This is a genomic window from Streptomyces boetiae, assembly GCF_031845405.1.
GTDB lineage: Bacteria > Actinomycetota > Actinomycetes > Streptomycetales > Streptomycetaceae > Streptomyces > Streptomyces boetiae.
The window spans coordinates 37,935-59,712 of the sequence record NZ_JAVREN010000007.1; the positions used below are offsets into that span (position 1 = coordinate 37,935).

At 75.1% G+C, this 21,778-nt stretch carries 13 protein-coding genes, 1 tRNA gene and 1 pseudogene; 11 read left to right on the forward strand and 4 right to left on the reverse strand.

The window, feature by feature from the left end; translation table 11 throughout:
* Window positions 1–9: 9 nt before the first annotated feature.
* The 3 genes from RM780_RS06745 to RM780_RS06755 are packed head-to-tail and all read right to left on the reverse strand — an operon-like array spanning window position 10 to window position 2,935.
* Window positions 10–486 carry a hypothetical protein gene (locus RM780_RS06745; RefSeq protein WP_311629599.1) on the reverse strand — a complete coding sequence of 159 codons (477 nt, stop codon included), beginning with the start codon at window positions 484–486 and terminating at the stop codon, window positions 10–12.
* Window positions 483–1,616 (reverse strand): molybdopterin-dependent oxidoreductase, encoded by a 1,134-nt coding sequence (locus tag RM780_RS06750; protein WP_311629600.1) that lies wholly within the window; start codon window positions 1,614–1,616, stop codon window positions 483–485. The genes RM780_RS06745 and RM780_RS06750 overlap by 4 nt, the downstream gene beginning before the upstream one ends.
* The gene (locus RM780_RS06755) at window positions 1,610–2,935 is read right to left on the reverse strand and encodes a hypothetical protein (protein WP_311629601.1); all 1,326 of its coding nucleotides are present in this window, start codon (window positions 2,933–2,935) and stop codon (window positions 1,610–1,612) included. The genes RM780_RS06750 and RM780_RS06755 overlap by 7 nt, the downstream gene beginning before the upstream one ends.
* A gap of 146 nt (window positions 2,936–3,081) precedes the next feature.
* Between RM780_RS06755 and RM780_RS06760 the strand changes: the two genes are divergently transcribed.
* The 10 genes and pseudogenes from RM780_RS06760 to pyk all read left to right on the forward strand — a co-directional run bounded on the left by RM780_RS06760 (window position 3,082) and on the right by pyk (window position 20,717).
* Window positions 3,082–3,828, forward strand: coding sequence for a DsbA family protein (locus tag RM780_RS06760; RefSeq protein WP_311629602.1), 747 nt, complete (start codon window positions 3,082–3,084; stop codon window positions 3,826–3,828).
* A 63-nt stretch (window positions 3,829–3,891) separates the two neighbouring features.
* Window positions 3,892–4,956: pseudogene (gene lgt, locus RM780_RS06765) on the forward strand (prolipoprotein diacylglyceryl transferase); the annotation flags it as partial.
* A gap of 841 nt (window positions 4,957–5,797) precedes the next feature.
* Window positions 5,798–6,499 carry a VIT1/CCC1 transporter family protein gene (locus RM780_RS06770; protein ID WP_311629603.1) on the forward strand — a complete coding sequence of 234 codons (702 nt, stop codon included), beginning with the start codon at window positions 5,798–5,800 and terminating at the stop codon, window positions 6,497–6,499.
* A 395-nt stretch (window positions 6,500–6,894) separates the two neighbouring features.
* The gene (gltB, locus tag RM780_RS06775) at window positions 6,895–11,451 is read left to right on the forward strand and encodes a glutamate synthase large subunit (RefSeq protein ID WP_311629604.1); all 4,557 of its coding nucleotides are present in this window, start codon (window positions 6,895–6,897) and stop codon (window positions 11,449–11,451) included.
* On the forward strand, window positions 11,444–12,904 hold the full coding sequence (locus RM780_RS06780) for a glutamate synthase subunit beta (RefSeq protein ID WP_311629605.1): 1,461 nt from the start codon (window positions 11,444–11,446) through the stop codon (window positions 12,902–12,904). Before gltB ends, RM780_RS06780 begins: the two co-directional genes overlap by 8 nt.
* A gap of 217 nt (window positions 12,905–13,121) precedes the next feature.
* Window positions 13,122–13,466 (forward strand): chorismate mutase, encoded by a 345-nt coding sequence (locus RM780_RS06785; protein WP_394812904.1) that lies wholly within the window; start codon window positions 13,122–13,124, stop codon window positions 13,464–13,466.
* A gap of 79 nt (window positions 13,467–13,545) precedes the next feature.
* Window positions 13,546–16,071 (forward strand): aminopeptidase N, encoded by a 2,526-nt coding sequence (gene pepN, locus RM780_RS06790; RefSeq protein WP_311629606.1) that lies wholly within the window; start codon window positions 13,546–13,548, stop codon window positions 16,069–16,071.
* A 184-nt stretch (window positions 16,072–16,255) separates the two neighbouring features.
* Window positions 16,256–17,722: a pyridoxal phosphate-dependent decarboxylase family protein gene (locus RM780_RS06795; RefSeq protein WP_311629607.1), complete on the forward strand. Its 1,467-nt coding sequence runs from the start codon at window positions 16,256–16,258 to the stop codon at window positions 17,720–17,722.
* Window positions 17,719–19,149: a lysine N(6)-hydroxylase/L-ornithine N(5)-oxygenase family protein gene (locus tag RM780_RS06800; RefSeq protein ID WP_311629608.1), complete on the forward strand. Its 1,431-nt coding sequence runs from the start codon at window positions 17,719–17,721 to the stop codon at window positions 19,147–19,149. Before RM780_RS06795 ends, RM780_RS06800 begins: the two co-directional genes overlap by 4 nt.
* A 125-nt stretch (window positions 19,150–19,274) precedes the next feature.
* Window positions 19,275–20,717, forward strand: coding sequence for a pyruvate kinase (gene pyk, locus RM780_RS06805; RefSeq protein WP_311629609.1), 1,443 nt, complete (start codon window positions 19,275–19,277; stop codon window positions 20,715–20,717).
* A 37-nt stretch (window positions 20,718–20,754) separates the two neighbouring features.
* Here the strand turns inward: pyk and RM780_RS06810 are convergent.
* A tRNA-Leu gene (locus RM780_RS06810) sits at window positions 20,755–20,837 on the reverse strand.
* Between the two features lie 94 nt (window positions 20,838–20,931).
* Here RM780_RS06810 and RM780_RS06815 point away from each other — a divergent pair.
* Complete coding sequence (locus RM780_RS06815; RefSeq protein WP_311629610.1) at window positions 20,932–21,600, forward strand: ANTAR domain-containing response regulator; 669 nt, start codon at window positions 20,932–20,934, stop codon at window positions 21,598–21,600.
* Window positions 21,601–21,778: the final 178 nt, after the last annotated feature.

Consider the following 21,778-nt stretch of genomic DNA (forward strand, 5'->3'; position numbering starts at 1 on the left):
GGCCGCGCCTCAACGGCCCGGCGCGCGCGGGGCGTCGTCCTCCCCGGGCCGCTCGCCGTCCTCGCCCGTCGCGCGCCCGGCACGCCGCCGGGACCACGCCCACGCGGCCGTCGTCCCCACCGCCACCGCCGCCAGCGCGAGCGCCAGGTTGCGGCCGTAGTCCGTCGACACCACCGTCGGGTTGCGCGCACCGCCCGGCCGCAGCAGCGCGGGCAGCGCGACCAGCACCAGACAGCCCGCCGTCAGCAGGCCGCCGCGCACCGCCCCCCGCCCCGGCACCCGGCGCAGCGCGAGGCCCGCCGCCAGCACCAGCGGCACCAGCACCAGGTCGTGCAGCAGGACCGCGCCCGCCAGCCAGCGCGCCACGTCCCACGGCGTGCCCTCCGCCGTCGTCACGAGGAGCAGCCGCACCCCGGCCGCGACGAGCGCCACTCCCGCCGCGCCCAGGGCCGCGCGGGCCACCGCGACCGCGCCCGGACGCCTCACGGCAGCACCTCGATCGCCGCCACCCACTTCGTCTGCAGCACCCCGGGGCGGTTCGGCGCGATGATCCGCGCCGGATAGCCGTGATCCCGCGAGAGCACCTCGCCGTTCAGCCGCAGCGCGAGGAGCGTCAGCGGGTCCCGCGCGTACGCGGGAGGCATCTCCATCACCCGGAACCCGCCCCTGGGCTGGAGCGAGACCACCCGGAGGAACGCCCCGGGCGGCGCCCCGGCCCGCTCCAGCAGGTCGCGCAGCCGCACCCCGCCCCAGTCGCCCGCCGCGCTCCAGCCCTCCACGCAGGCGATCGGCAGCCGCGCCTCGTGCTGGGGCAGCGCGTTGAGGGCCGCCAGGCTCAACGTGAGCCGGCGCGGCCCGGCCACCGTCAGCCGCCACCGCGCTCCTGAGACGCCCGCCACCCCCGCCTCCCGGGCCGTCCGGTTCACCGGCAGGCCCTGGGCCACGCCCGGCTCCGGGCGGCGCGGGGCCAGCAGCGTGACCGGGCGCAGCGGCGGGAACGACTGCCCCGCCGTCACGGCCGTCACCGCGCCCGCCGCCGCCCCCACGCCCAGCAGCAGCGAGCGCCGGTCCCGCGCGTCCGGGTCGGCGCCCGCCCGCCGCCGGCGCCAACCGGCCGCGATCACCGGCGCCTTGACCGCGAGGTGCAGCAGCAGCGACCCGCACAGCACCCAGGCCAGCGCCCAGTGCACCCGCCGGAACGGAAAGGGCCACGGGTACCACTGGAAGGTGTTCACCAGCCCGATGACCACCTCCAGCAGCGCCGTCGCGACCAGGACCGCCACCGACGCCCGCTCCAGCGCGTGCAGCGGCGAGCGCACCGCGGGCCGGACGAACAGCCGCGGGTAGACCGTCCACAGCTTGGCCGCCAGCAGCGGCACCAGGGCCGTGCCGGTCGCCACGTGCAGGCCCTGGCTCACCCGGTAGCCCCAGGCCGGGCGGGAGGGCAGGTGCGGGGCGAGCCAGTCCGGCGGCGTCTGGAGGCCGTGGCTGATCAGCCCGGTCACGAAGCACAGCAGCACCCCCGCGCCCAGCCACCGCCCCAGCGCCGTCGCCGTCCGCGGGTCGTGCAGGCGCCCCCGGAACGCCGGCCACGGGCGTCGCGGCCGGCTCACCATCGCGTCAGCCACAGGTGGTTGACCGCCAGGGCGAGCGCCGCCTGGAGCGCGAGCCACCACCGGGCGCGGGACGCGGGGAGCAGGGCGCAGGCGGGGGTCAGCCAGAGGGCGAAAGGCAGCCAGATGCGTTCCGTCTCGGCCTTGGACATCCCCGACAGGTCCGCGGCCAGCATCGCCGCGGCGCCCGCGGCCACCAGCGCCACGAGCCCGGCCGCCGCGCGCGGCCGGGCGCCCGCGCGCCGCAGCCCCGCCGCCGTGGCCAGGCCCACCGAGGCCACCTGCGCCGCGAGGTTCGCCCACACGAAATAGGCGTACGGCCGGTAGCCCCCCGCGCCCGCGTGGTACCGGTCCACCAGCGTGAAGTAGCCCTCGAACCACCAGAACCCGCCCGCCGTGAACGCCACCGCGCACGGCAGCGCCCCCGCCAGCACCCACGGCAGCGGCCGGGCGTTCCTCGCCCGCCACAGCACGGCAACCCCGACGGGCGCCATCAGCACCAGGCCGTAGGAGAGGTACAGCAACAGCCCCCACAGCAGCCCCGAACCGGCCGCCGCCACCCGCCGGCAGCGCACGCCCCGCGTCGCGGACAGCGCCAGCAGCGCCACCGCCCAGGCCGCCACCGCCGCGAACCAGCCGTCCGCCGACACCCCCATCCACACCGCCCCCGGGAAGAGCACCAGGAACGGCGCCGCCCGCCGCCCCGCCCCCTCCCCGGCCAGCGCCCGCACCGCGATCAGCACCGCCACGGCCGCGCTCGCGGAGGCCGTGACGCAGAACGCCCCAGCCCACGCGCCGCCGCCCAGACCCACCCGGTCCAGCAGCACGAAGGTCAGCGTGGCCCCCGGCGGATGCCCGGCCACGTGCGCGGGCCAGGCGTCCTGGGACTCCAGCGGGATGCGTTCGGAGAAGCCGCGCAGGAACGCCCCGATCCCGTCCACCTCGTCCACCACGGTCAGGTACTCGTGCCCGTACGCCAGGCGCCGGGCCACCCCGCGCTCCCAGCCGTCCACCAGCGCCAGGGACCACACCCACGCCATCGACCCGGCCCAGGCCGCCGCCAGGAGCCACCTCCACGGCAGCCGGCGGGCGGCAGCCGGCCCGAAGCCGGCGACCAGCCCCGCGGCGATCAGGGCGGCGGGGGTTCCGGGGCCCGCGTGCGGCCGCCAGTCCGCGAACAGGGGCGGCCAGGCCAGGAAGAGGACGTCCCCGTCGTAGGAGGCCGCGCCGACGACCGCCGCGGCGGCGAACAGGAGCGCCGCCCCCGCCGCCGCGGCCACGTCGGCCGCCCCTCCGGACGCCCGGGAGGTGGGAGTGTTCACGCCGGACCACGCTAGGCCGACACCCGGCCGCCCCGGCCGCCCGCGGCGCGGACGTCATCGCATCGTCAGAACCGCACTGCTCGTCAGCACCGCACCGCGCCGCGCGGCGGCGCGTGTCCTGGCCGCGTCCGGGTCGTTGCCCAGGCGTGAGTCAGACGAATCGTGCCGAACGGCGCAGCGCCCGTGAGCGGCTGCGCGAGGAGCGGGAGCGGGACCGGGCCAGGGACCGCAGGAAGCGGAACGCGAAGGTGGCCGCCGTGGCGGTGGCGGTGCTGGCCATCGCCACCGGGGCGGGCATCCTGGCCGCCGGGGGCGGCGGGGGAGGGGACGCCAAGGGCGGCGGCGAGGCGGCCCGCCCGGTCAGCGTCGGCGAGGAGACGGCCCCGGTCACCCTCACGGTCTACGAGGACTTCCGCTGCCCCGCCTGCGAACAGTTCGAGAACACCTTCCGCGACACCCTCCACGAGCTGACGGACTCCGGGAAGCTGCGCGTCGACTACCACCTGGTCTCGATCATCGACGGCAACCTGGGCGGCAACGGCTCCAAGTACGCCGCCAACGCCGCCCTCTGCGCCCGCGACGCCGGGCGTTTCCGCGAGTACCACGACGTCCTCTACACCCACCAGCCGCCCGAGACCGACGACGACTTCGGCGACACGACCCGCCTGCTCGACCTCGCCCGGCAGGTCGAGGGCCTGGACACCCCGGCCTTCCGCTCCTGCGTCGAGGACAACGCCCATGGCGAGGCGGTCGGCAGCGCGAACGCGGCCTTCCTCGACTCCGAGCACAGCGGCACGCCGACCGTTCTGCTCGACGGGGAGAACCTCTACGCCGCCGACACCGCGCCGCTGACGCCGGAGAGCCTGCGCGAGCGAGTGAACGAACTCGCCTGACGGGCCGCCCGATCCCCCTTGGATTCCGTCCCGCCGGGCGGGCACGGTAGCGTCGGGGACACCATGGAGATCCTTGCCTCTTTCCCCAGCCCGAGCGAGAGCGAGATCCACCTCGGGCCGCTGCCGCTGCGTGGCTACGCGCTGTGCATCATCGTCGGCGTCTTCTTCGCCATCTGGCTCGGCGGGCGGCGCTGGGTCGCCCGCGGAGGGAAGGCGGGAACGGTCGCCGACCTCGCGGTCTGGGCGGTGCCCAGCGGCCTGCTCGGTGCCCGCGTCTACCACGTCGTCACCGACTACCAGCTGTACTTCGGCGAGGGCCGCGACTGGGTCGACTCGTTCAAGATCTGGGACGGCGGCATCGGCATCTGGGGGGCGATCGCCGGCGGCGGGCTCGGCATCTGGATCGGCTGCCGGCGGCGGGGGATCGCCCTGCCGCCGATGGCCGACGCCGTCGCCCCCGGCATCGCGTTCGCCCAGGCGATCGGGCGCTGGGGGAACTGGTTCAACCAGGAGCTGTACGGCCGGGCCACGGACGTCCCCTGGGCGGTCGAGATCGACAACGGCCTGGACCGGGGAACGTTCCACCCGACGTTTCTGTACGAGTCGCTGTGGTGCCTGGGCGTGGGCCTGCTGGTGCTCTGGGCGGACCGCAGGTTCCGGCTGGGCCACGGGCGGGCGTTCGCCCTGTACGTGGCGGCGTACACCGTGGGCCGCTTCTGGATCGAGTACCTGCGCATCGACGAGGCGCACGAGTTCCTGGGCCTGCGGCTGAACAACTGGACCTCGCTGCTCGTCTTCCTCGGCGCGCTGCTCTACCTCGTTGTCTCGTCCCAGCGCCGCCCCGGCCGTGAGGAGACGGTGGAGCCGGACGCGGACGCCCCGGCGGCGCTGGTCCCGGCCCCGTCGCGCGCGGCGGACGAGGCGGTGCCCGGCGGCGCGGACGCGCCCGCGGCCGGGACAGCGGGCTCCGCGCCCGGCGAGGGGGCGGACCCGCCCGCCGCGGCGGAGGCGGCCGACGCGGCCGGGGCCGAGGGCCCGGCGGACCGACCGGCCGCGGAGGCCGTGCCCGGCGAGGAGGCTGGGCGTTCCGCCGAGGCGACGGCTCCCGCGGACGAGGCCGTGCCCGGCGGGGGCGCCGAACCGCCCGCGGCGACGGAGGTGGCCGGGGGCGCGACCCCCGGGGGAGCGGGCGCGGACGAGCCGGCCGACCAGAAGGCCCCGGCGGGCACGCCCAAGGAGAAGGCCGGTCCCGCCGCCCCGGCGGACGGCGCTTCCGGCGGGGCAGCCGTCCCGGCGGGGGCGGAGCCGGCCGCCTCCGGCCAGGAGGCCGCGGCCGAGGGCGAGCCCGCCGCCCCGGCGGACGGTGCCCCGGAGGGGACCGACGCTCCCGGCGGAGCGGCGGGCGCCGCTCCGGAGAAGCCGGAGAAGGGGGCCGAGGCCCCCGCCGCCTCCGGCGAGCCCGCCGCTGTCGCGGACCAGGAGCCCTCCGCCAGCGGGGCCGCCGCCCCGGGCGAGTCCGGCGGCACCGAGGGCCAGGCCGCGGCCGAGGCCGCCGCGGTCCCGGACCAGGAGCCCCCTGCGGACGGACCCGCCGCCGAGGACCGGACCCCGGCCCCGGACGAGGCCCCGGACGCCGCCGGGCAGGCCGGGGACGAGGTCCCGGCCGCTGGCCCGGCCGGGAACCGGACCGCCGCCGCGGCGGACGCCCCCGAGGCGGATGCGTCCGGTGGGAAGCCGGAGGCGCAGGCCGCCGCGGGGAGGCGGGCCGCGTCGGCGGACCGCACCTGAACGCCGCGCCGAAGGCGCGCACGCACAGCGACCCCCGGTGGGCCCACCGCCCGCCGGGGGTTCGTCGTCGGCGCTCCCGGCGGACGCGGCGCCGCTTCGCAGGCGGAACGGGCCCGCCGCGGCGGAATCGCGCGGCGCGCGCAAGCGTTGATCGAGGGCGGACCACAGGGAGGAGCGGGCGATGGCGACGCCTGAGGCGCATCACAGCCACCGGGACGTGAACGGCGGCTGGCTGCGCCCCGCCGTGTTCGGGGCCATGGACGGGCTGGTGTCCAACCTCGGCCTGATCAGCGGGGTCGCCGGCAGCTCGGCCTCCGCGCGCGCCGTCGCCGTGGCCGGACTCGCCGGGCTCGCGGCGGGGGCGTTCTCCATGGCCGCCGGCGAGTACACCTCCGTGGCCTCCCAGCGCGAGCTGGTCCTCGCCGAGCTGAACGTCGAACGCCGCGAGCTGAGGCGGCACCCCGACGCCGAGCTGGAGGAGCTGACGGCCGTCTACGTGGACCGCGGCGTGGACCCGGAGCTGGCCCGCGAGGTCGCCCGGCAGCTGTCGCGGGACCCGGAGCAGGCCCTGGAGATTCACGCCCGCGAAGAGCTGGGCGTGGCCCCCGGCGACCTGCCATCGCCCGCGGTGGCCGCCGTCTCCTCCTTCGGCGCGTTCGCCGTGGGCGCGCTGCTGCCGGTCCTGCCCTACCTGCTGGGCGCCACCGCGCTGGGGCCCGCCGTGGCCGTGGCCCTGCTCGGGCTGTTCCTGTGCGGGGCCGCGGTGGCGCGGGTCACGGCGCGGCCGTGGTGGTTCAGCGGGCTGCGGCAGCTCGGGCTCGGCGCTGCGGCGGCGGGGCTGACGTACGGCCTGGGCGCGCTGATCGGAACGGCCGTCGGCTGACCGGGTGGTCCCGGGAGCGGGCGCTGGGCGCCCCGGACTCACGCGCGTGCGCGTGCATGAGTGGCGCCCCACGGGGAATACGCACGGGACTCAGTGGTGCTATGCCGGGTATGCGCGCCCTGGGGTGAGCTTTGTTTCCGGAGGGTTTCAGCTCGTTGAACGAGGGCATGTGCATGAAACCCGCGGGGCTCGGCGCCGATGCCGATCCGTAGGTAGGGGCGGTCATATCCGCCCATCTCCGGCATCGCCCCGCCGCCGGAAGTCCGCATGGCGGACTCTGGTATCCGCTTCCCGGGAACCGGGGCATCGTGTAACCTGCACGAAAATTTAACGTACGCCAGGGCCAGCGTCGTCCCTCGGTTCAGCAGCCAACCAAGACGACGACGGGAGTGCCGATGCGTTCTGCGTCCCACCCGGTAGCGCAGGGGATGTACGACCCCCGCCACGAGCACGACGCCTGCGGCGTCGGCTTTGTCGCCACCCTCACCGGCCAGGCCAGCCATGAGCTGGTCGACCAGGCGCTCACCGTGCTGCGGAACCTGGAGCACCGCGGGGCCACCGGCTCGGACCCGGACACCGGCGACGGCGCCGGCATCCTCATCCAGATCCCCGACGCCTTCCTCCGGGAGAGCGTCCCCTTCACCCTCCCGGCCGCGGGCGCCTACGCCGTCGGCCTGGCGTTCCTGCCCACCGACGCCGACGAGGCCGCCGCGGCCCAGGCGAGGGTGTCCGAGATCGCGGACGACGAGGGCCTGACCGTCCTCGGCTGGCGCGACGTGCCCGTGGCCCCCGAGCTGCTGGGCGCCGCCGCCCGCGAGACCATGCCCCTCTTCCGGCATCTGTTCGTCTCCGACGCGGCCGGCGGCAAGAGCGGTCTGGAGCTGGACCGCGCCGTCTTCGTGCTGCGCAAGCGCGCCGAGCGGGAGGCCGGGCTCTACTTCCCCTCCCTCTCCTGCCGCACCCTCGTCTACAAGGGGATGCTCACCACCGGGCAGCTGGAGCCGTTCTTCCCCGACCTCTCCGACCGGCGGCTGGCCAGCGCCGTCGCCCTGGTCCACTCCCGCTTCTCCACCAACACCTTCCCGAGCTGGCCGCTGGCCCACCCCTACCGCTTCGTCGCCCACAACGGCGAGATCAACACCGTCCAGGGCAACCGCAACTGGATGCGCGCCCGGGAGTCCCAGCTCGCCGGCGGCCTGTTCGGGGACCCCGCCAAGCTGGAGCGGATCTTCCCCATCTGCACGCCCGAGGCCTCGGACTCCGCGACCTTCGACGAGGTGCTGGAGCTGCTGCACCTCGGCGGACGCTCGCTGCCGCACGCCGTGCTGATGATGGTCCCGGAGGCGTGGGAGAACCACACCTCCATGGACCCCGCCCGCCGCGCGTTCTACCAGTACCACTCCACGATCATGGAGCCCTGGGACGGCCCGGCCTGCGTCACCTTCACCGACGGCGTCCAGGTCGGCGCCGTGCTGGACCGCAACGGCCTGCGCCCGGGCCGTTACTGGGTGACGGACGACGGGCTGGTCGTGCTGTCCTCCGAGGTCGGCGTGCTCGACATCGACCCCGCCCGGGTCGTGCGCAAGGGCCGCCTCCAGCCGGGCCGGATGTTCCTGGTGGACACCGCCGAGCACCGCATCATCGAGGACGACGAGATCAAGGACCGGCTGGCCGCCGAGCACCCCTACGCGGAGTGGCTCCAGGCCGGGCTGATCGACCTGGCCGACCTCCCCGAGCGCGAGCACGTGGTGCACACCCACGCCTCGGTCACCCGCCGCCAGCAGACCTTCGGCTACACCGAGGAGGAGCTGCGCGTCCTGCTCACGCCGATGGCCAGGACCGGCATGGAGCCGATCGGCTCCATGGGCACCGACACGCCCATCGCCGCCCTCTCCGACCGGCCCCGGCTGATCTTCGACTACTTCACCCAGCTGTTCGCGCAGGTCACGAACCCGCCGCTGGACGCCATCCGCGAGGAGCTGGTCACCTCGCTGCACTCCTCGCTGGGCCCGCAGAGCAACCTGCTGGAGCCCACCGCGGCCTCCTGTCGCAGCGTGACCCTGCCCTTCCCGGTGCTGGACAACGACGAGCTGGCCAAGCTCATCCACGTCAACGCCGACGGCAACCTGCCCGGCTTCGCCGCCGCCACGCTCTCCGGCCTGTACCGGGTCGCGGGCGGCGGGCAGGCCCTGGCCTCCCGGCTCGCCGAGATCTGCGCCGAGGCCGACGCCGCCATCGCCGAGGGCGCCCGGGTCATCGTGCTCTCCGACCGCCACGCGGACGCCGAGCACGCCCCCATCCCCTCGCTGCTGCTCACCTCGGCCGTGCACCACCACCTCATCCGCACCAAGCAGCGCACCCGCGTCGGCCTGCTGGTGGAGGCCGGCGACGTCCGCGAGGTCCACCACGTCGCGCTGCTCATCGGCTACGGCGCCGCCGCGGTCAACCCCTACCTCGCCATGGAGACGGTCGAGGACCTGGTGGCCCGCGGCACCTACCTGCCGGGCCTGGACGCCCCCACCGCCATCCGCAACCTCATCAAGGCGCTGGGCAAGGGTGTCCTGAAGGTGATGTCCAAGATGGGCATCTCCACCGTCGCCTCCTACCGCGGCGCGCAGGTCTTCGAGGCCGTCGGCCTGGACCCGGCGTTCGTCGACACCTACTTCCACGGCACCGCCACCAAGATCGGCGGCGCCGGCATCGACGTCATCGCCCGCGAGGTCGCCGCCCGGCACGCCAAGGCGTACCCGGCCTCCGGCGTGGCCCCGGCCCACCGGGATCTGGAGATCGGCGGCGAGTACCAGTGGCGGCGCGAGGGCGAGCCCCACCTGTTCGACCCCGACACCGTCTTCCGGCTCCAGCACGCCACCCGCCAGCGGCGTTACGACATCTTCCGCCAGTACACCGACCGGGTGAACGAGCAGGCCGAGCGGCTGATGACGCTGCGCGGGCTGTTCCGGCTGAAGGAGGGCGAGCGTCCCCCGGTGCCGCTGGAGGAGGTCGAGCCGGTCAGCGAGATCGTCAAGCGCTTCTCCACCGGCGCGATGAGCTACGGCTCCATCTCCCGCGAGGCCCACGAGACGCTGGCCGTCGCCATGAACCGGCTGGGCGCCAAGTCCAACACCGGCGAGGGCGGCGAGGACCCCGAGCGCCTGTACGACCCGGCGCGGCGCAGCGCGATCAAGCAGGTCGCCTCCGGCCGCTTCGGCGTGACCAGCGAGTACCTGGTGAACGCCGACGACATCCAGATCAAGATGGCCCAGGGCGCCAAGCCCGGCGAGGGCGGCCAGCTGCCCGGGCCCAAGGTGTACCCGTGGGTGGCGCGCACCCGGCACTCCACGCCGGGCGTCGGCCTGATCTCCCCGCCGCCGCACCACGACATCTACTCCATCGAGGACCTGGCGCAGCTCATCCACGACCTGAAGAACGCCAACCCCGGCGCCCGCATCCACGTGAAGCTGGTCTCCGAGGTCGGCGTGGGCACCGTGGCCGCCGGCGTCTCCAAGGCGCACGCGGACGTGGTGCTCATCTCCGGGCACGACGGCGGCACCGGCGCCTCGCCGCTGACCTCCCTCAAGCACGCGGGCGGCCCCTGGGAGCTGGGCCTGGCCGAGACCCAGCAGACGCTGCTGCTCAACGGCCTGCGCGACCGGATCGTCGTGCAGACCGACGGCCAGCTCAAGACCGGCCGCGACGTGCTGATCGCCGCCCTGCTGGGCGCCGAGGAGTTCGGCTTCGCGACCGCGCCGCTGGTGGTCTCCGGCTGCGTGCTGATGCGGGTGTGCCACCTGGACACCTGCCCGGTCGGCATCGCCACCCAGAACCCGGTGCTGCGCGAGCGGTTCACCGGCAAGCCCGAGTTCGTCGTCAACTTCTTCGAGTTCATCGCCGAGGAGGTCCGCGAGCTGCTGGCCTCCCTGGGCTTCCGGACGCTGGAGGAGGCCGTCGGCCACGCCGAGCTGCTGGACGTCACCCGCGCCGTGGACCACTGGAAGGCCCAGGGCCTGGACCTGGCCCCGCTGCTGCACGTGCCCGCGCTGCCCGAGGGCGCCGCCCGGCACCGCACCACCGAGCAGGACCACGGCCTGGCCAAGGCGCTGGACAACGAGCTGATCCGGCTCTCGGCCGACGCGCTGAACGCCCCCACCGCCGAGGAGGCCGCGCCGGTCCGCGCCCGGATCGCGATCCGCAACATCAACCGCACGGCCGGCACGATGCTGGGCCACGAGGTGACCAAGCGGTTCGGCGGGGCCGGGCTGCCCGAGGACACCATCGACCTCACCTTCACCGGCTCGGCCGGGCAGTCGTTCGGCGCCTTCGTGCCGCGCGGCGTGACCCTGCGGCTGGAGGGCGACGCCAACGACTACGTCGGCAAGGGCCTCTCCGGCGGCCGGCTGATCGTCCGCCCCGACCGGGGCGCCGACCACCTGCCGGAGTACTCCACCATCGCGGGCAACACCATCGCCTACGGCGCCACCGGCGGCGAGATCTTCCTGCGCGGCGCGGTCGGCGAGCGGTTCTGCGTGCGCAACTCCGGCGCCACGGTCGTCGCCGAGAGCGTCGGCGACCACGGCTGCGAGTACATGACCGGCGGCCGGGCGGTCGTTCTCGGCCCGACCGGGCGGAACTTCGCGGCCGGCATGTCCGGCGGCGTGGCCTACCTGCTCGACCTGAACCCGGCCCACGTCAACCCGGAGTTCGTCGCCGTCGAGGAGCTGGACGCGGCCGACGCGGCCTGGCTCCAGGAGACGGTCCGCCGGCACGCCGAGGAGACCGGCTCCACCGTCGCCGCCGCGCTGCTGAAGGACTGGGCCGCCGCGAGCGCCCGCTTCCGGCGGATCATGCCCACCACCTACAAGGCCGTGCTCGCCGCCAAGGACGCCGCCGAGCGCGCGGGCCTGAGCGAGTCCGAGACCCACGAGAAGATGATGGAGGCGGCGACCCATGGCTGACCCGAAGGGCTTTCTCACCACCGGCCGCGAGGTCGCCCGCAGCCGCCCCGTCGAGGAGCGGGTCAGGGACTGGAACGAGGTCTACGTCCCCGGCTCCCTGCTGCCCGTCATCAGCAAGCAGGCGGGGCGCTGCATGGACTGCGGCATCCCCTTCTGCCACAGCGGCTGTCCGCTGGGCAACCTCATCCCCGAGTGGAACGACTACGCCTACCGCGAGGACTGGGCCGCGGCCAGCGAGCGGCTGCACGCGACGAACAACTTCCCCGAGTTCACCGGGCGGCTGTGCCCGGCGCCGTGCGAGTCCGCCTGCGTGCTGGGCATCAACCAGCCGCCGGTGACCATCAAGAACGTCGAGGTCACCATCATCGACCGGGCCTGGGACGCGGGCCTGGTCACGCCCCAGCCGCCGCAGCGGATCTCCGGCAAGACCGTGGCCGTCATCGGCTCGGGCCCCGCCGGCCTGGCCGCCGCCCAGCAGCTGACCCGCGCCGGGCACACCGTGGCGGTCTACGAGCGGGCCGACCGCATCGGCGGCCTGCTGCGCTACGGTATCCCCGAGTTCAAGATGGAAAAGCGCCACCTCAACCGGCGCATCGAGCAGATGCGGGCCGAGGGCACCAAGTTCCGCACCGGCGTCGAGGTCGGCCGGGACGTGGACGCCACCGCCCTGCGCAAGCGGTACGACGCGGTGGTCATCGCCGCCGGCGCCACCACGGCGCGCGAGCTGCCGGTCCCCGGCCGCGAGCTGAACGGCATCCACCAGGCGATGGAGTACCTGCCGCTGGCCAACCAGGTGCAGGAGGGCGACTACGTCGCCCCGCCGATCACCGCCGAGGGCAAGCACGTGGTGGTCATCGGCGGCGGCGACACCGGCGCCGACTGCGTGGGCACCGCCCACCGGCAGGGCGCGGCCTCCGTCACCCAGCTGGAGATCATGCCCCGCCCCGGCGAGGACCGCCCCGCCGGGCAGCCCTGGCCCACCTTCCCGATGACCTACAAGGTCACCTCGGCCCACGAGGAGGGCGGCGAGCGGGTCTACTCCGTCTCCACCACCCGCTTCGAGGGCGACGAGGAGGGCAACGTCGCCTGGCTGCACCTGGTGGAGGTCGAGTTCGCGGACGGCAAGCTCGTCACCAAGCCCGGCACCGAGCGCCGCATCCCCGCCCAGCTCGTGACCCTGGCCATGGGCTTCACCGGCACGGACCAGGAAAACGGCCTGGTCAAGCAGTTCGGCCTGGAGCTGGACGCCCGCGGCAACATCGCGCGCGACGCCTCCTACGCCACCAGCGCCGAGGGCGTCTTCGTGGCCGGCGACGCCGCCCGCGGCCAGTCGCTCATCGTCTGGGCCATCGCGGAGGGCCGCGCCGCCGCGCGCGGCGTGGACCGCTACCTGACGGGCGAGTCCACGCTGCCCTACCCGGTCCGGCCCACCGACCGCGCGCTCGCGGTCTGAGGCCGCCACGGCCGGGCCCGCCGCGGATCCGGCCACGGCCACCCAGGACGTTCCGCACAGCGTCGTGCGAGGACACGGCCCGGCGCCCGCCCCCACCCGACCGGGGGCCGGGCGCCGCGCCGTGCCCTCGCGTCCGCCGCGGGGCCGCCCGGCGGGGCCGGCGGCGGTGAAGAAGCCGGGGGAATCCCGCTCCGGGCGGCGGCCTAGGCTGGGGCGCATGAACAGCAGCACGGGGAACACCCCGAACGGAATGGACGGCCTCGACGAGGGCGTGCGCACCGAGCTGACCCGCCTGAGGCAGAGCATCGACAACATCGACGCCGCGATCGTCCACATCCTGGCCGAGCGCTTCAAGTGCACGCAGCGCGTGGGCCGCCTCAAGGCCGAGCACCGGCTGCCGGCCGCCGACCCCGCACGGGAGGCCCGGCAGATCGCCCGGCTGCGGCAGCTCGCCGAGAGCGCCCACCTCGACCCCGCGTTCGCGGAGAAGCTGCTGGGCTTCATCATCGCCGAGGTGATCCGCCATCACGAGGACGCCGCGGGCGGGGTGGCCGGCGCCTGACCCCCCCCGCACGCCCGGCGGGCGGCGCGCCCCGTAACGCGCGTGCGCGCCCGCCCGCCCCTGCGGCACGATGGCCCCCATGGCCACTCTCACCCGCCGCGAGGCGGAGGACCGCGCACGCCTCCTGTCCGTCCAGCGCTACGCGATCGACCTGGACTTCACCCGCGGCGAGGAGACCTTCCGCTCCGTCACCACCATCCGCTTCACCGCCCGCGAGGCCGGCGACACCTTCGCCGAGCTGCGGCCGGCCGTTCTCCGCAGCGCCGCCCTCGACGGGCGCGACCTGGGCCCGGACGCCCTCGCGGACGGCCGCCTGGCCCTGGCCGGCCTGACCCCCGGCGAGCACGAGCTGACCGTGGACGCGGACCTGCCCTACTCGCGCACCGGCGAGGGCGTGCACCGCTTCACCGACCCGGCCGACGGCCTCACCTACCTCTACAGCATGTGCTGCCTTGCCGAGGGCCCCCTGGTCTTCGCCGCCTTCGACCAGCCCGACCTCAAGGCCGTCTTCGAGCTGACCGTCACCGCCCCCGAGGGCTGGACCGTCCTGGGCAACGGCGTCGCCACCCCCGAGCCCGGCGCCCCCGGCCGCTGGCGCTGCGCCCCCACCCCGCCGATCTCCACCTACCTGATGGCCGTGGCCGCCGGGCCCTGGCACTCGGTGCGCACCGAGCACGCCGGCCTGCCCTTCGCCCTCCACGTGCGCCGCTCCCTGGCCGAGTACCTCGACAAGGACGCCGAGGAGATCCTCGGCATCACCCGCCGCTGCTTCGACCGGTACGCCGAGATCTTCACCGAGCCCTACCCGTTCGACTCCTACGACCAGGCCTTCGTCCCCGAGTTCAACGCCGGGGCCATGGAGAACCCCGGACTGGTCACCCTGCGGGACGAGTTCGTCTTCCGCTCCGCCGTCACCGACACCGAGCGCGCCACCCGCGGCGTCGTCATCGCGCACGAGATGGCGCACATGTGGTTCGGGGACCTGGTGACCCTGCGCTGGTGGGACGACATCTGGCTGAACGAGTCCTTCGCGGAGTTCATGGGCTACCAGGTGCTCACCGACGCCACCGCGCACCGCCCCTGGACCGAGTTCGCCACCAGCCGCAAGGCGTGGGGCTACGACGCCGACCAGCGGCCCTCCACCCACCCCATCGCCCCCGAGCCCGGGGCCGTGCCCGACACCGCCTCCGCCTGGCTCAACTTCGACGGCATCTCCTACGCCAAGGGCGCCTCCGCGCTGCGCCAGCTCGTCACCTGGCTCGGCGAGGACGTCTTCCTGGCCGGCATCAACGAGCACTTCGCCCGCCACCGCTTCGGCAACGCCACCCTCGCCGACTTCATCGACGCCCTCGCCACCGCCTCCGGCCGCCCCGTCCCCGAGTGGGCCGAGGCCTGGCTGCGCACCCCGGGCCCCGACACCCTCACCCCGCACGTGGACGGGACGGCCGACGGCTGGCGCCTGCGCCTCACGCACGCCGGGGCCCGGCCGCACCGGCTGCGCCTGGGCGGCTGGGCCGCCGACCCGGCCGACCCCGCGCGCGCCGTGCCCGCCGGGAGCCACGAGATCGAGCTGAACGCCGAGGAGGGCACCACCGAGCACGCCTTCCCCGGCCCCCGCCCGGAGCTGCTGATCGTCAACGACGGGGACCTCACCTACGCCAAGGTCCGCCTCGACCCCCACTCCTGGCAGGCCGCCCTGCGCCTCCTCTCCGGCCTGCCCGACCCCCTCAGCCGCGCCGTGGTGTGGAACGCCGCCCGCGACATGGTCCGCGACGGAGAGCTGGACCCCCTGGCCTACCTCGACGCCGTCCGCCGCCACATCCCCGCCGAGCCCGCCCCCGCCATCGCCGAGGCCGTCCTGGCCTTCGCCCGCGCCCAGGTCGCCGACCGCTACCTGGACGAACGCCAGCGGCCGGCCGCCCTGCGCACCCTCGCCGGGGTCGCGGCCGACCTCCTGGCCCCCGGCGTCGCGGACCCCACCCGCCGCCTCATCGCCGCCCGCACCGCCATCGGCGCCGCCACCGCCCCCGAGGAGCTGCGCGCCTGGTGGAGCGCCGGCACCGTCCCCGGCGGCCCCGCCCTCGACCAGGAGCTGCGCTGGCGCCTGCTGCACCGCCTCGCCGTCCTCGGCGCCACCACCGAGGGGGAGATCGACGAGGAGGCCGCCCGCGACGCCACCGCCGCCGGCGAGGAGGGCGCCGCCCGCTGCCGCGCCGCCCTGCCCGAGCCGCGCGCCAAGGCCGCGGCCTGGGACGCCCTCTTCGCCGCCGAGGACCGGCTCTCCAACTACCTGTTCATCGCCACCGCCGAGGGCTTCTGGCACCCCGAGCAGCGCGCCGTCCTGGCCCCCTACGCCGAGCGGTACTTCGACGCCGCCGCGGCCCTGGCCGCCCGCCGGGGACACGCGCTGGCCCAGGCCGCCGCGCGCCACGCGTTCCCCCGCGGCTTCACCGATCCCGCGACGCTGCGCCGCGGCGAGGAGTGCCTGGCCCGCCCCGACCTGCTGCCGACGCTGCGCCGCGGCCTGGCCGACCAGCTCGACGACCTGCGCCGCGCCCTGCGCGTCCTGGGCCGGGAGGGGGACGTCGCGCTCGACGCTCCGTGACCGCCCGGGGACGCGGCGGCAGCCCGGCCGTTCCGCCCCGCCCGGGACGTTAACCCCTTCGGGGGAACAGCGGGCAACGCCCGGGCCTGTCGGCTTGCGCGCGCGTAGCTTGAGCGCGTTCCCAGCCATCCCGGGCCGTCGCACCGCGGCCCGGGGCATCCCGCCACCCCCGGGAGAGCCCGCCATGCCCGAGTACAGCCCGCTCGCGGGCGGAGCGGAGGGACCGCGCGCCCTGCGCCCCCTCCTCGACACCGTCCTCGACGCCCTCGCCGAGGGGGCGGCTGCCCGCTGCGGCCCCCTGCCCGCCGGGGGCCCCGAGCCCGTGCGCCGCCGCCTGGAGGCCGCCCTCGGGGACCCGCTGCCGGCCGAGGGCGCCGGCGAGGGGCCCGCGCTGCGCGCCCTGGTCACCGCGCTCGCCGAGGGCTCTGCCGACCCGGCCGACCCGCACTGCGCCGCCCACCTGCACTGCCCCCCGCTGGCCGTGGCCGCCGCCGCCGACCTGGCCGCCTCCGTCCTCAACCCCTCCCTCGACTCCTGGGACCAGGCCCCGGCCGCCTCCGCCCTGGAGGCCCGCACCGCCGCCGCCCTGGCCGCCCTCGTCCACCCCCGCGGCCCGGCGCCCGAGGCCCTGGTCACCTCCGGCGCCACCGAGGCCAACCTGCTGGGCACCCTCCTGGCCCGCGAGCGCCTCGGCCACCGCCTGCGCGTCATCTGCGGCGCCTCCGCCCACCACAGCGTCCACCGCGCCGCCTGGCTGCTGGGCCTGCACCCGCCCACCGTGCTGCCCACCCCCGGCGGCGTGCTCGACCCCGCCGCGGCGCACGAGGCCCTGGACCGGCTCGACCGCCTCGACCCCGCCCCCGGCGATCCCCTGCCCGCGCTGGTCGTGGCCACCGCCGGCACCACCGACTCCGGCGCGATAGACCCGCTGCCCGCCCTGGCCGACACCGTCGCCGCCCACCGCACCCACCGCCCCGCCGTCCTCCACGTGGACGCCGCCTACGGCGGGCCGCTGCTGTTCAGCCCGGCCCGCCGAGGTCTGCTCGCCGGACTCGACCGGGCCGACAGTGTCGCCCTCGACCTGCACAAGCTGGGCTGGCAGCCCGTCGCCGCCGGCCTGCTCACCGTCCCCGACGCCCCCGCCCTCGCCCCCCTGGCCCACCGCACCGACTACCTCAACGCCGAGGACGACACCGAGGCGGGCCTGCCCGACCTCCTGGGCCGCTCCCTGCGCACCACCCGCCGCCCCGACGTCCTCAAGGTCGCCGTCACCCTCGCCGCCCTCGGCACCTCCGGCCTCGCCGCCCTGATCGACGCCACCTGCGAGGCCGCCGCCGAGCTGGCCGCCCTGGTGGACGCCGAGCCGCGGCTGCGGCTGCGCGCCCGGCCCGGCATCTCCACCGTCCTGTTCCGGCCCGCCGGCGCCACCGACGCCGAGGTGGCCGCGCTGCGCCGCCGCCTCCTGGAAGGGGGCCGGGCGGTCCTGGGCCGCGCCCGCCTGGACGGGACCCTGTGGCTGAAGGCCACCCTCCTCAACCCCCACGTCCAGCCCAGCGACCTGGCCGCCCTCGTCAAGCTCGTCCTCGACCAGCTCGACGGCCCCGCCCGGCCCGGCCCGCGTCCCGACCAGCCGGAGGGAAGCCCCACGTGACAGCCTTCGACCCCAGCACCACGCTCGACCTGGCCGGCATCGGCATCGGCCCGGCCAACCTCTCCCTCGCCGCCCTCGCCCAGCCCCGCCCCGGCCTGCGCGCCGCGTGGTTCGAGCGCCGCACCGCCTTCCGCTGGCACCCGGGACTGCTGATCGAGGGCACCACCCTCCAGGTTCCCTTCCTCGCCGACCTGGTCACCCTCGCCGACCCCACCAGCCCCTGGTCGTTCCTCAACTACCTGCGCCACCAGCAGCGCCTCTACCCCTTCTACGTGGCCGAGCGCTTCCACGCCCCGCGCGCCGAGTACGACGCCTACTGCCGCTGGGCCGCCGACCGGCTGCCCGGCCTGCACTTCGGGCACCGGGTGGAGTCCGTGCGCTGGGACGAGGAGCGCGCCGTCTTCGAGCTGGACCTGGCCCGCGTCGGGTCCGAGGCGGGCGAGCCGCTGGCCGCGGGCCGGGTGCGGGCGCGCAACCTCGCCCTGGGCATCGGCACCGCCCCCTTCGTGCCCGAGCCGCTGCGCCCGCTGCTGGCCTCCTCCACCTCAGCCGTGCCCGTGCTGCACTCCGCCGACTACCTCGCCCACCGCGACAGCCTGCTGGCCGCCGAGCACGTCACCGTCGTCGGCTCCGGCCAGTCGGGGGCCGAGGTCTTCCTCGACCTGCTGCGCCGCCGCCCGGCGGGGCGGGAGCGGCTGCACTGGATCACCCGCACCCCGGCGTTCGCGCCCATGGAGTACAGCAAGCTCGGCCTGGAGCACTTCACCCCCGACTACACCCGCTACTTCCACGCCCTGCCCGAGCCGGTCCGCGACCGCCTGGTGGCCGGGCAGTGGCAGCTCTACAAGGCCATCGACCACGAGACGCTGGCCGCCATCCACGACGAGCTCTACCGCCGCACCGTCGACGGCGGCTGGCCCGACGCCGTGCTGACCCCCGGCGTGTCCGTGCGCACCGCCGGACGGGTGGGGGCCGCACAGATCGAGCTGCACCTGGAGCACGGCGAGCAGGGCGAACGCTCCCGGCTGCGCACCGGCGCGCTGGTGCTGGCCACCGGGTACCGGGAGCGTTCCGCCGAGCGGCTGCTGGCCGCGCTGGAGCCCGCGCTGCTGCGGGACGAGGCGGGCCGGCCGCGCGTGGACGAGCGGTACCGGCTGGCGCTGGATCCGGCGGTGACGGGGGCGGTGTACGTCCAGAACGCCGAGCGCCACACGCACGGGGTGGGCGCCCCGGACCTGGGCCTGGTGGCGCACCGGGCCGCCGCGATCCTCAACGACCTGCTCGGCGAGGAGTGGTACCCGCTGCCCGCGCGGACGGCGTTCACCACCTTCGGCCTGCCCCGGCAGGACGCGCGGGGCAAGGTTTCACCGGGGCGTGCGCCGGGCAGCTTTCCCCCGGCCGCGGAAGCCCTCGCGCACCGGCCATGAATTGGCTCAAAAGAGCGGCGGCCCGCTCATAAGAAATAGATGCGCGGCATTCCTTAAAAAGCCGGCCGCACTGTCGTCACTTCCGGATAGCTCTCTACTGCCCGGTAACTCCTATGGTGACGAGTATGCGTCGCCGAGCAAAAATCGTCTGCACACTTGGTCCGGCCACCGACTCATACGAGCGCATCCTTGCGCTGGTCGAGGCGGGTATGGATGTCGCGCGCCTGAACCTCAGCCACGGCGCCCACCACGAGCACGAGCAGCGCTACCGGCGGGTCCGCAGAGCCGCCGCGGAAATGGGGCGCAGCGTCGGAATTCTCGCCGACCTCCAGGGTCCGAAGATCCGCCTGGGCAGCTTCCTGGAAGGGCCCGTCCTGCTGGAGGAGGGCGACGAATTCACCATCACGACCCAGGACATTCCCGGGGACCACCGCCGCTGTTCCACCACCTACGCCGGTCTGCCGGGCGACGTCCGCGCGGGCGAGCGCATCCTCGTGGACGACGGGCGGGTGGCCCTGGAGGTGACGGCCGTCGAGGGCCCGGACGTCCGCACGCGGGTGGCGGAGGGCGGCCTGATCTCCGACCACAAGGGGCTCAACCTCCCGGGCGTGGCCGTCTCGGTGCCCGCCCTCTCCGCCAAGGACGTCGAGGACCTGCGCTGGGCGCTGCGCACCGGCGTGGACATCGTGGCACTCTCCTTCGTCCGCGGCGGCGACGACATCAAGGACGTGCACCGGGTGATGGCCGAGGAGGGCCGCTTCCTCCCCGTCATCGCCAAGGTCGAGAAGCCGCAGGCCGTGCGCAACCTCCAGGACATCGTGGACGCCTTCGACGGCATCATGGTCGCCCGCGGCGACCTGGGCGTCGAAGTCCCGCTGGAGGACGTGCCGTTGGTGCAGAAGCGCGCCGTCGCCCTGGCCCGCAGGAATGCCAAGCCGGTCATCGTCGCCACGCAGATGCTCGACTCCATGATCGAGTCCTCCCGGCCCACCCGCGCCGAGGCCTCCGACGTGGCCAACGCCGTGCTGGACGGCACCGACGCGGTGATGCTCTCCGGCGAGACCAGCGTGGGGCGTTATCCCGTGGAGACGGTCCGGACGATGAGCCGGATCGTCGCCGCCGCCGAGGAGGATGTCCTCGGCCGGGGCCTGACGCCGCTGGCCGAGGGCAGCAAGCCGCGCACCCAGGGCGGGGCGGTGGCGCGCGCGGCGGCCGAGATCGGGGACTTCCTCGCGGCGGGGCTGCTGGTGGCGTTCACCCAGAGCGGGGACACCGCGCGCCGCCTCTCGCGGTACCGCTCGCCGATCCCGCTCCTGGCGTTCACGCCCGACGAGGGGACGCGGGCGCAGCTTGCCCTGACCTGGGGCGTGGAGTGCCACCTGGTGCCCACGGTGCAGACCACCGACGAGATGGTGGCGCAGATGGACGAGCAGTTGCTGCGGCTCGGGCGCTGCCGGCCCGGGGACCTGGTCGTGATGACGGCCGGCTCCCCGCCGGCGACGCCGGGGACGACGAACCTGGTGCGCGTGCACCACGTGGGGGAGGAAGTGCCGCGGCGCGGCGTGTGATGTGAGACCGGTCTCTTCGGGACCGGTCCTCGCGGTGTGCCGGGTGCGGGATTCGAACCCGCAAGCCCTCACGGGCAGAGGTGTTTGAGACCTCCGTGTATCCCCTTCCACCAACCCGGCCGGATGGGCCCGGTCAGTGTACCGGCTCCGCCGCCGGGCGGGCGACTCGGTAGTCTCTTGGATTGCCCCTACCAGGCAGAAACCGAGGAGCACCGTGAGCACCCCCGACGCGCGCGACGAGTCCACCACGCCCGCGGAGGCCGCCGGCCCGGCGGCTCATGTTCCGCCCCATACCACCCGCGTCGTCATCGCCGAGGACGAGGCGCTGATCCGTCTCGACCTCAAGGAGATGCTCCAGGAGGAGGGGTACACCGTCGTCGGTGAGGCCGGGGACGGCGAGCGCGCCGTCGAGCTGGCCCGGGAGCTGGTGCCGGACCTGGTGATCCTCGACGTCAAGATGCCGGTGATGGACGGTATCTCGGCCGCCGAGAAGATCGCGGGGGAGGGGCTGGCCCCGGTGCTGATGCTCACCGCCTTCTCCCAGCGCGACCTGGTGGAGCGGGCCCGGGACGCGGGCGCGATGGCGTACCTGGTGAAGCCGTTCAGCAAGAGCGACGTGGTGCCGGCCATCGAGATCGCCGTCTCCCGCTTCAACGAGCTGAAGACGCTCACCCAGGAGGTCGCGGACCTCGCCCAGCGGCTGGAGACACGAAAGCTGGTGGACCGCGCCAAGAGCATCCTGCAGACCCAGTACGGGCTGACCGAGCCGGCAGCGTTCCGCTGGATCCAGAAGACCTCCATGGACAGGAGGCTGTCGATGCATCAGGTCGCGGAGGCCGTGATCCAGGACGCGGAAGAAAAGCGACAGAAGAACCAGAAGTAATCCCGCGCCACTCCGCCTGCCCGCGGTTTGGCCGGTAGTTAACTGTCTGTTAATTCCCCCCAAAAAGGTACAGAGCGCGCCCGGGATTGTGTCCCGGGCGCGTTCTCGTTCTGTTTCCGGTGTATGCCACAGGTCACGAGGCGATCACATCTGTCGCGATGGTGTGTCCGTGCCGCTT

Coding starts and splice junctions, on each gene's coding strand:
- RM780_RS06795 (WP_311629607.1), top strand. CDS start 16,256: ATGCCCGAGTACAGCCCGCTCGCGGGCGGAGCGGAGGGACCGCGCGCC.
- pepN (WP_311629606.1), top strand. CDS start 13,546: ATGGCCACTCTCACCCGCCGCGAGGCGGAGGACCGCGCACGCCTCCTG.
- gltB (WP_311629604.1), top strand. CDS start 6,895: ATGCGTTCTGCGTCCCACCCGGTAGCGCAGGGGATGTACGACCCCCGC.
- RM780_RS06785 (WP_394812904.1), top strand. CDS start 13,122: ATGAACAGCAGCACGGGGAACACCCCGAACGGAATGGACGGCCTCGAC.
- RM780_RS06750 (WP_311629600.1), bottom strand. CDS start 1,616: ATGGTGAGCCGGCCGCGACGCCCGTGGCCGGCGTTCCGGGGGCGCCTG.
- RM780_RS06770 (WP_311629603.1), top strand. CDS start 5,798: ATGGCGACGCCTGAGGCGCATCACAGCCACCGGGACGTGAACGGCGGC.
- RM780_RS06780 (WP_311629605.1), top strand. CDS start 11,444: ATGGCTGACCCGAAGGGCTTTCTCACCACCGGCCGCGAGGTCGCCCGC.
- pyk (WP_311629609.1), top strand. CDS start 19,275: ATGCGTCGCCGAGCAAAAATCGTCTGCACACTTGGTCCGGCCACCGAC.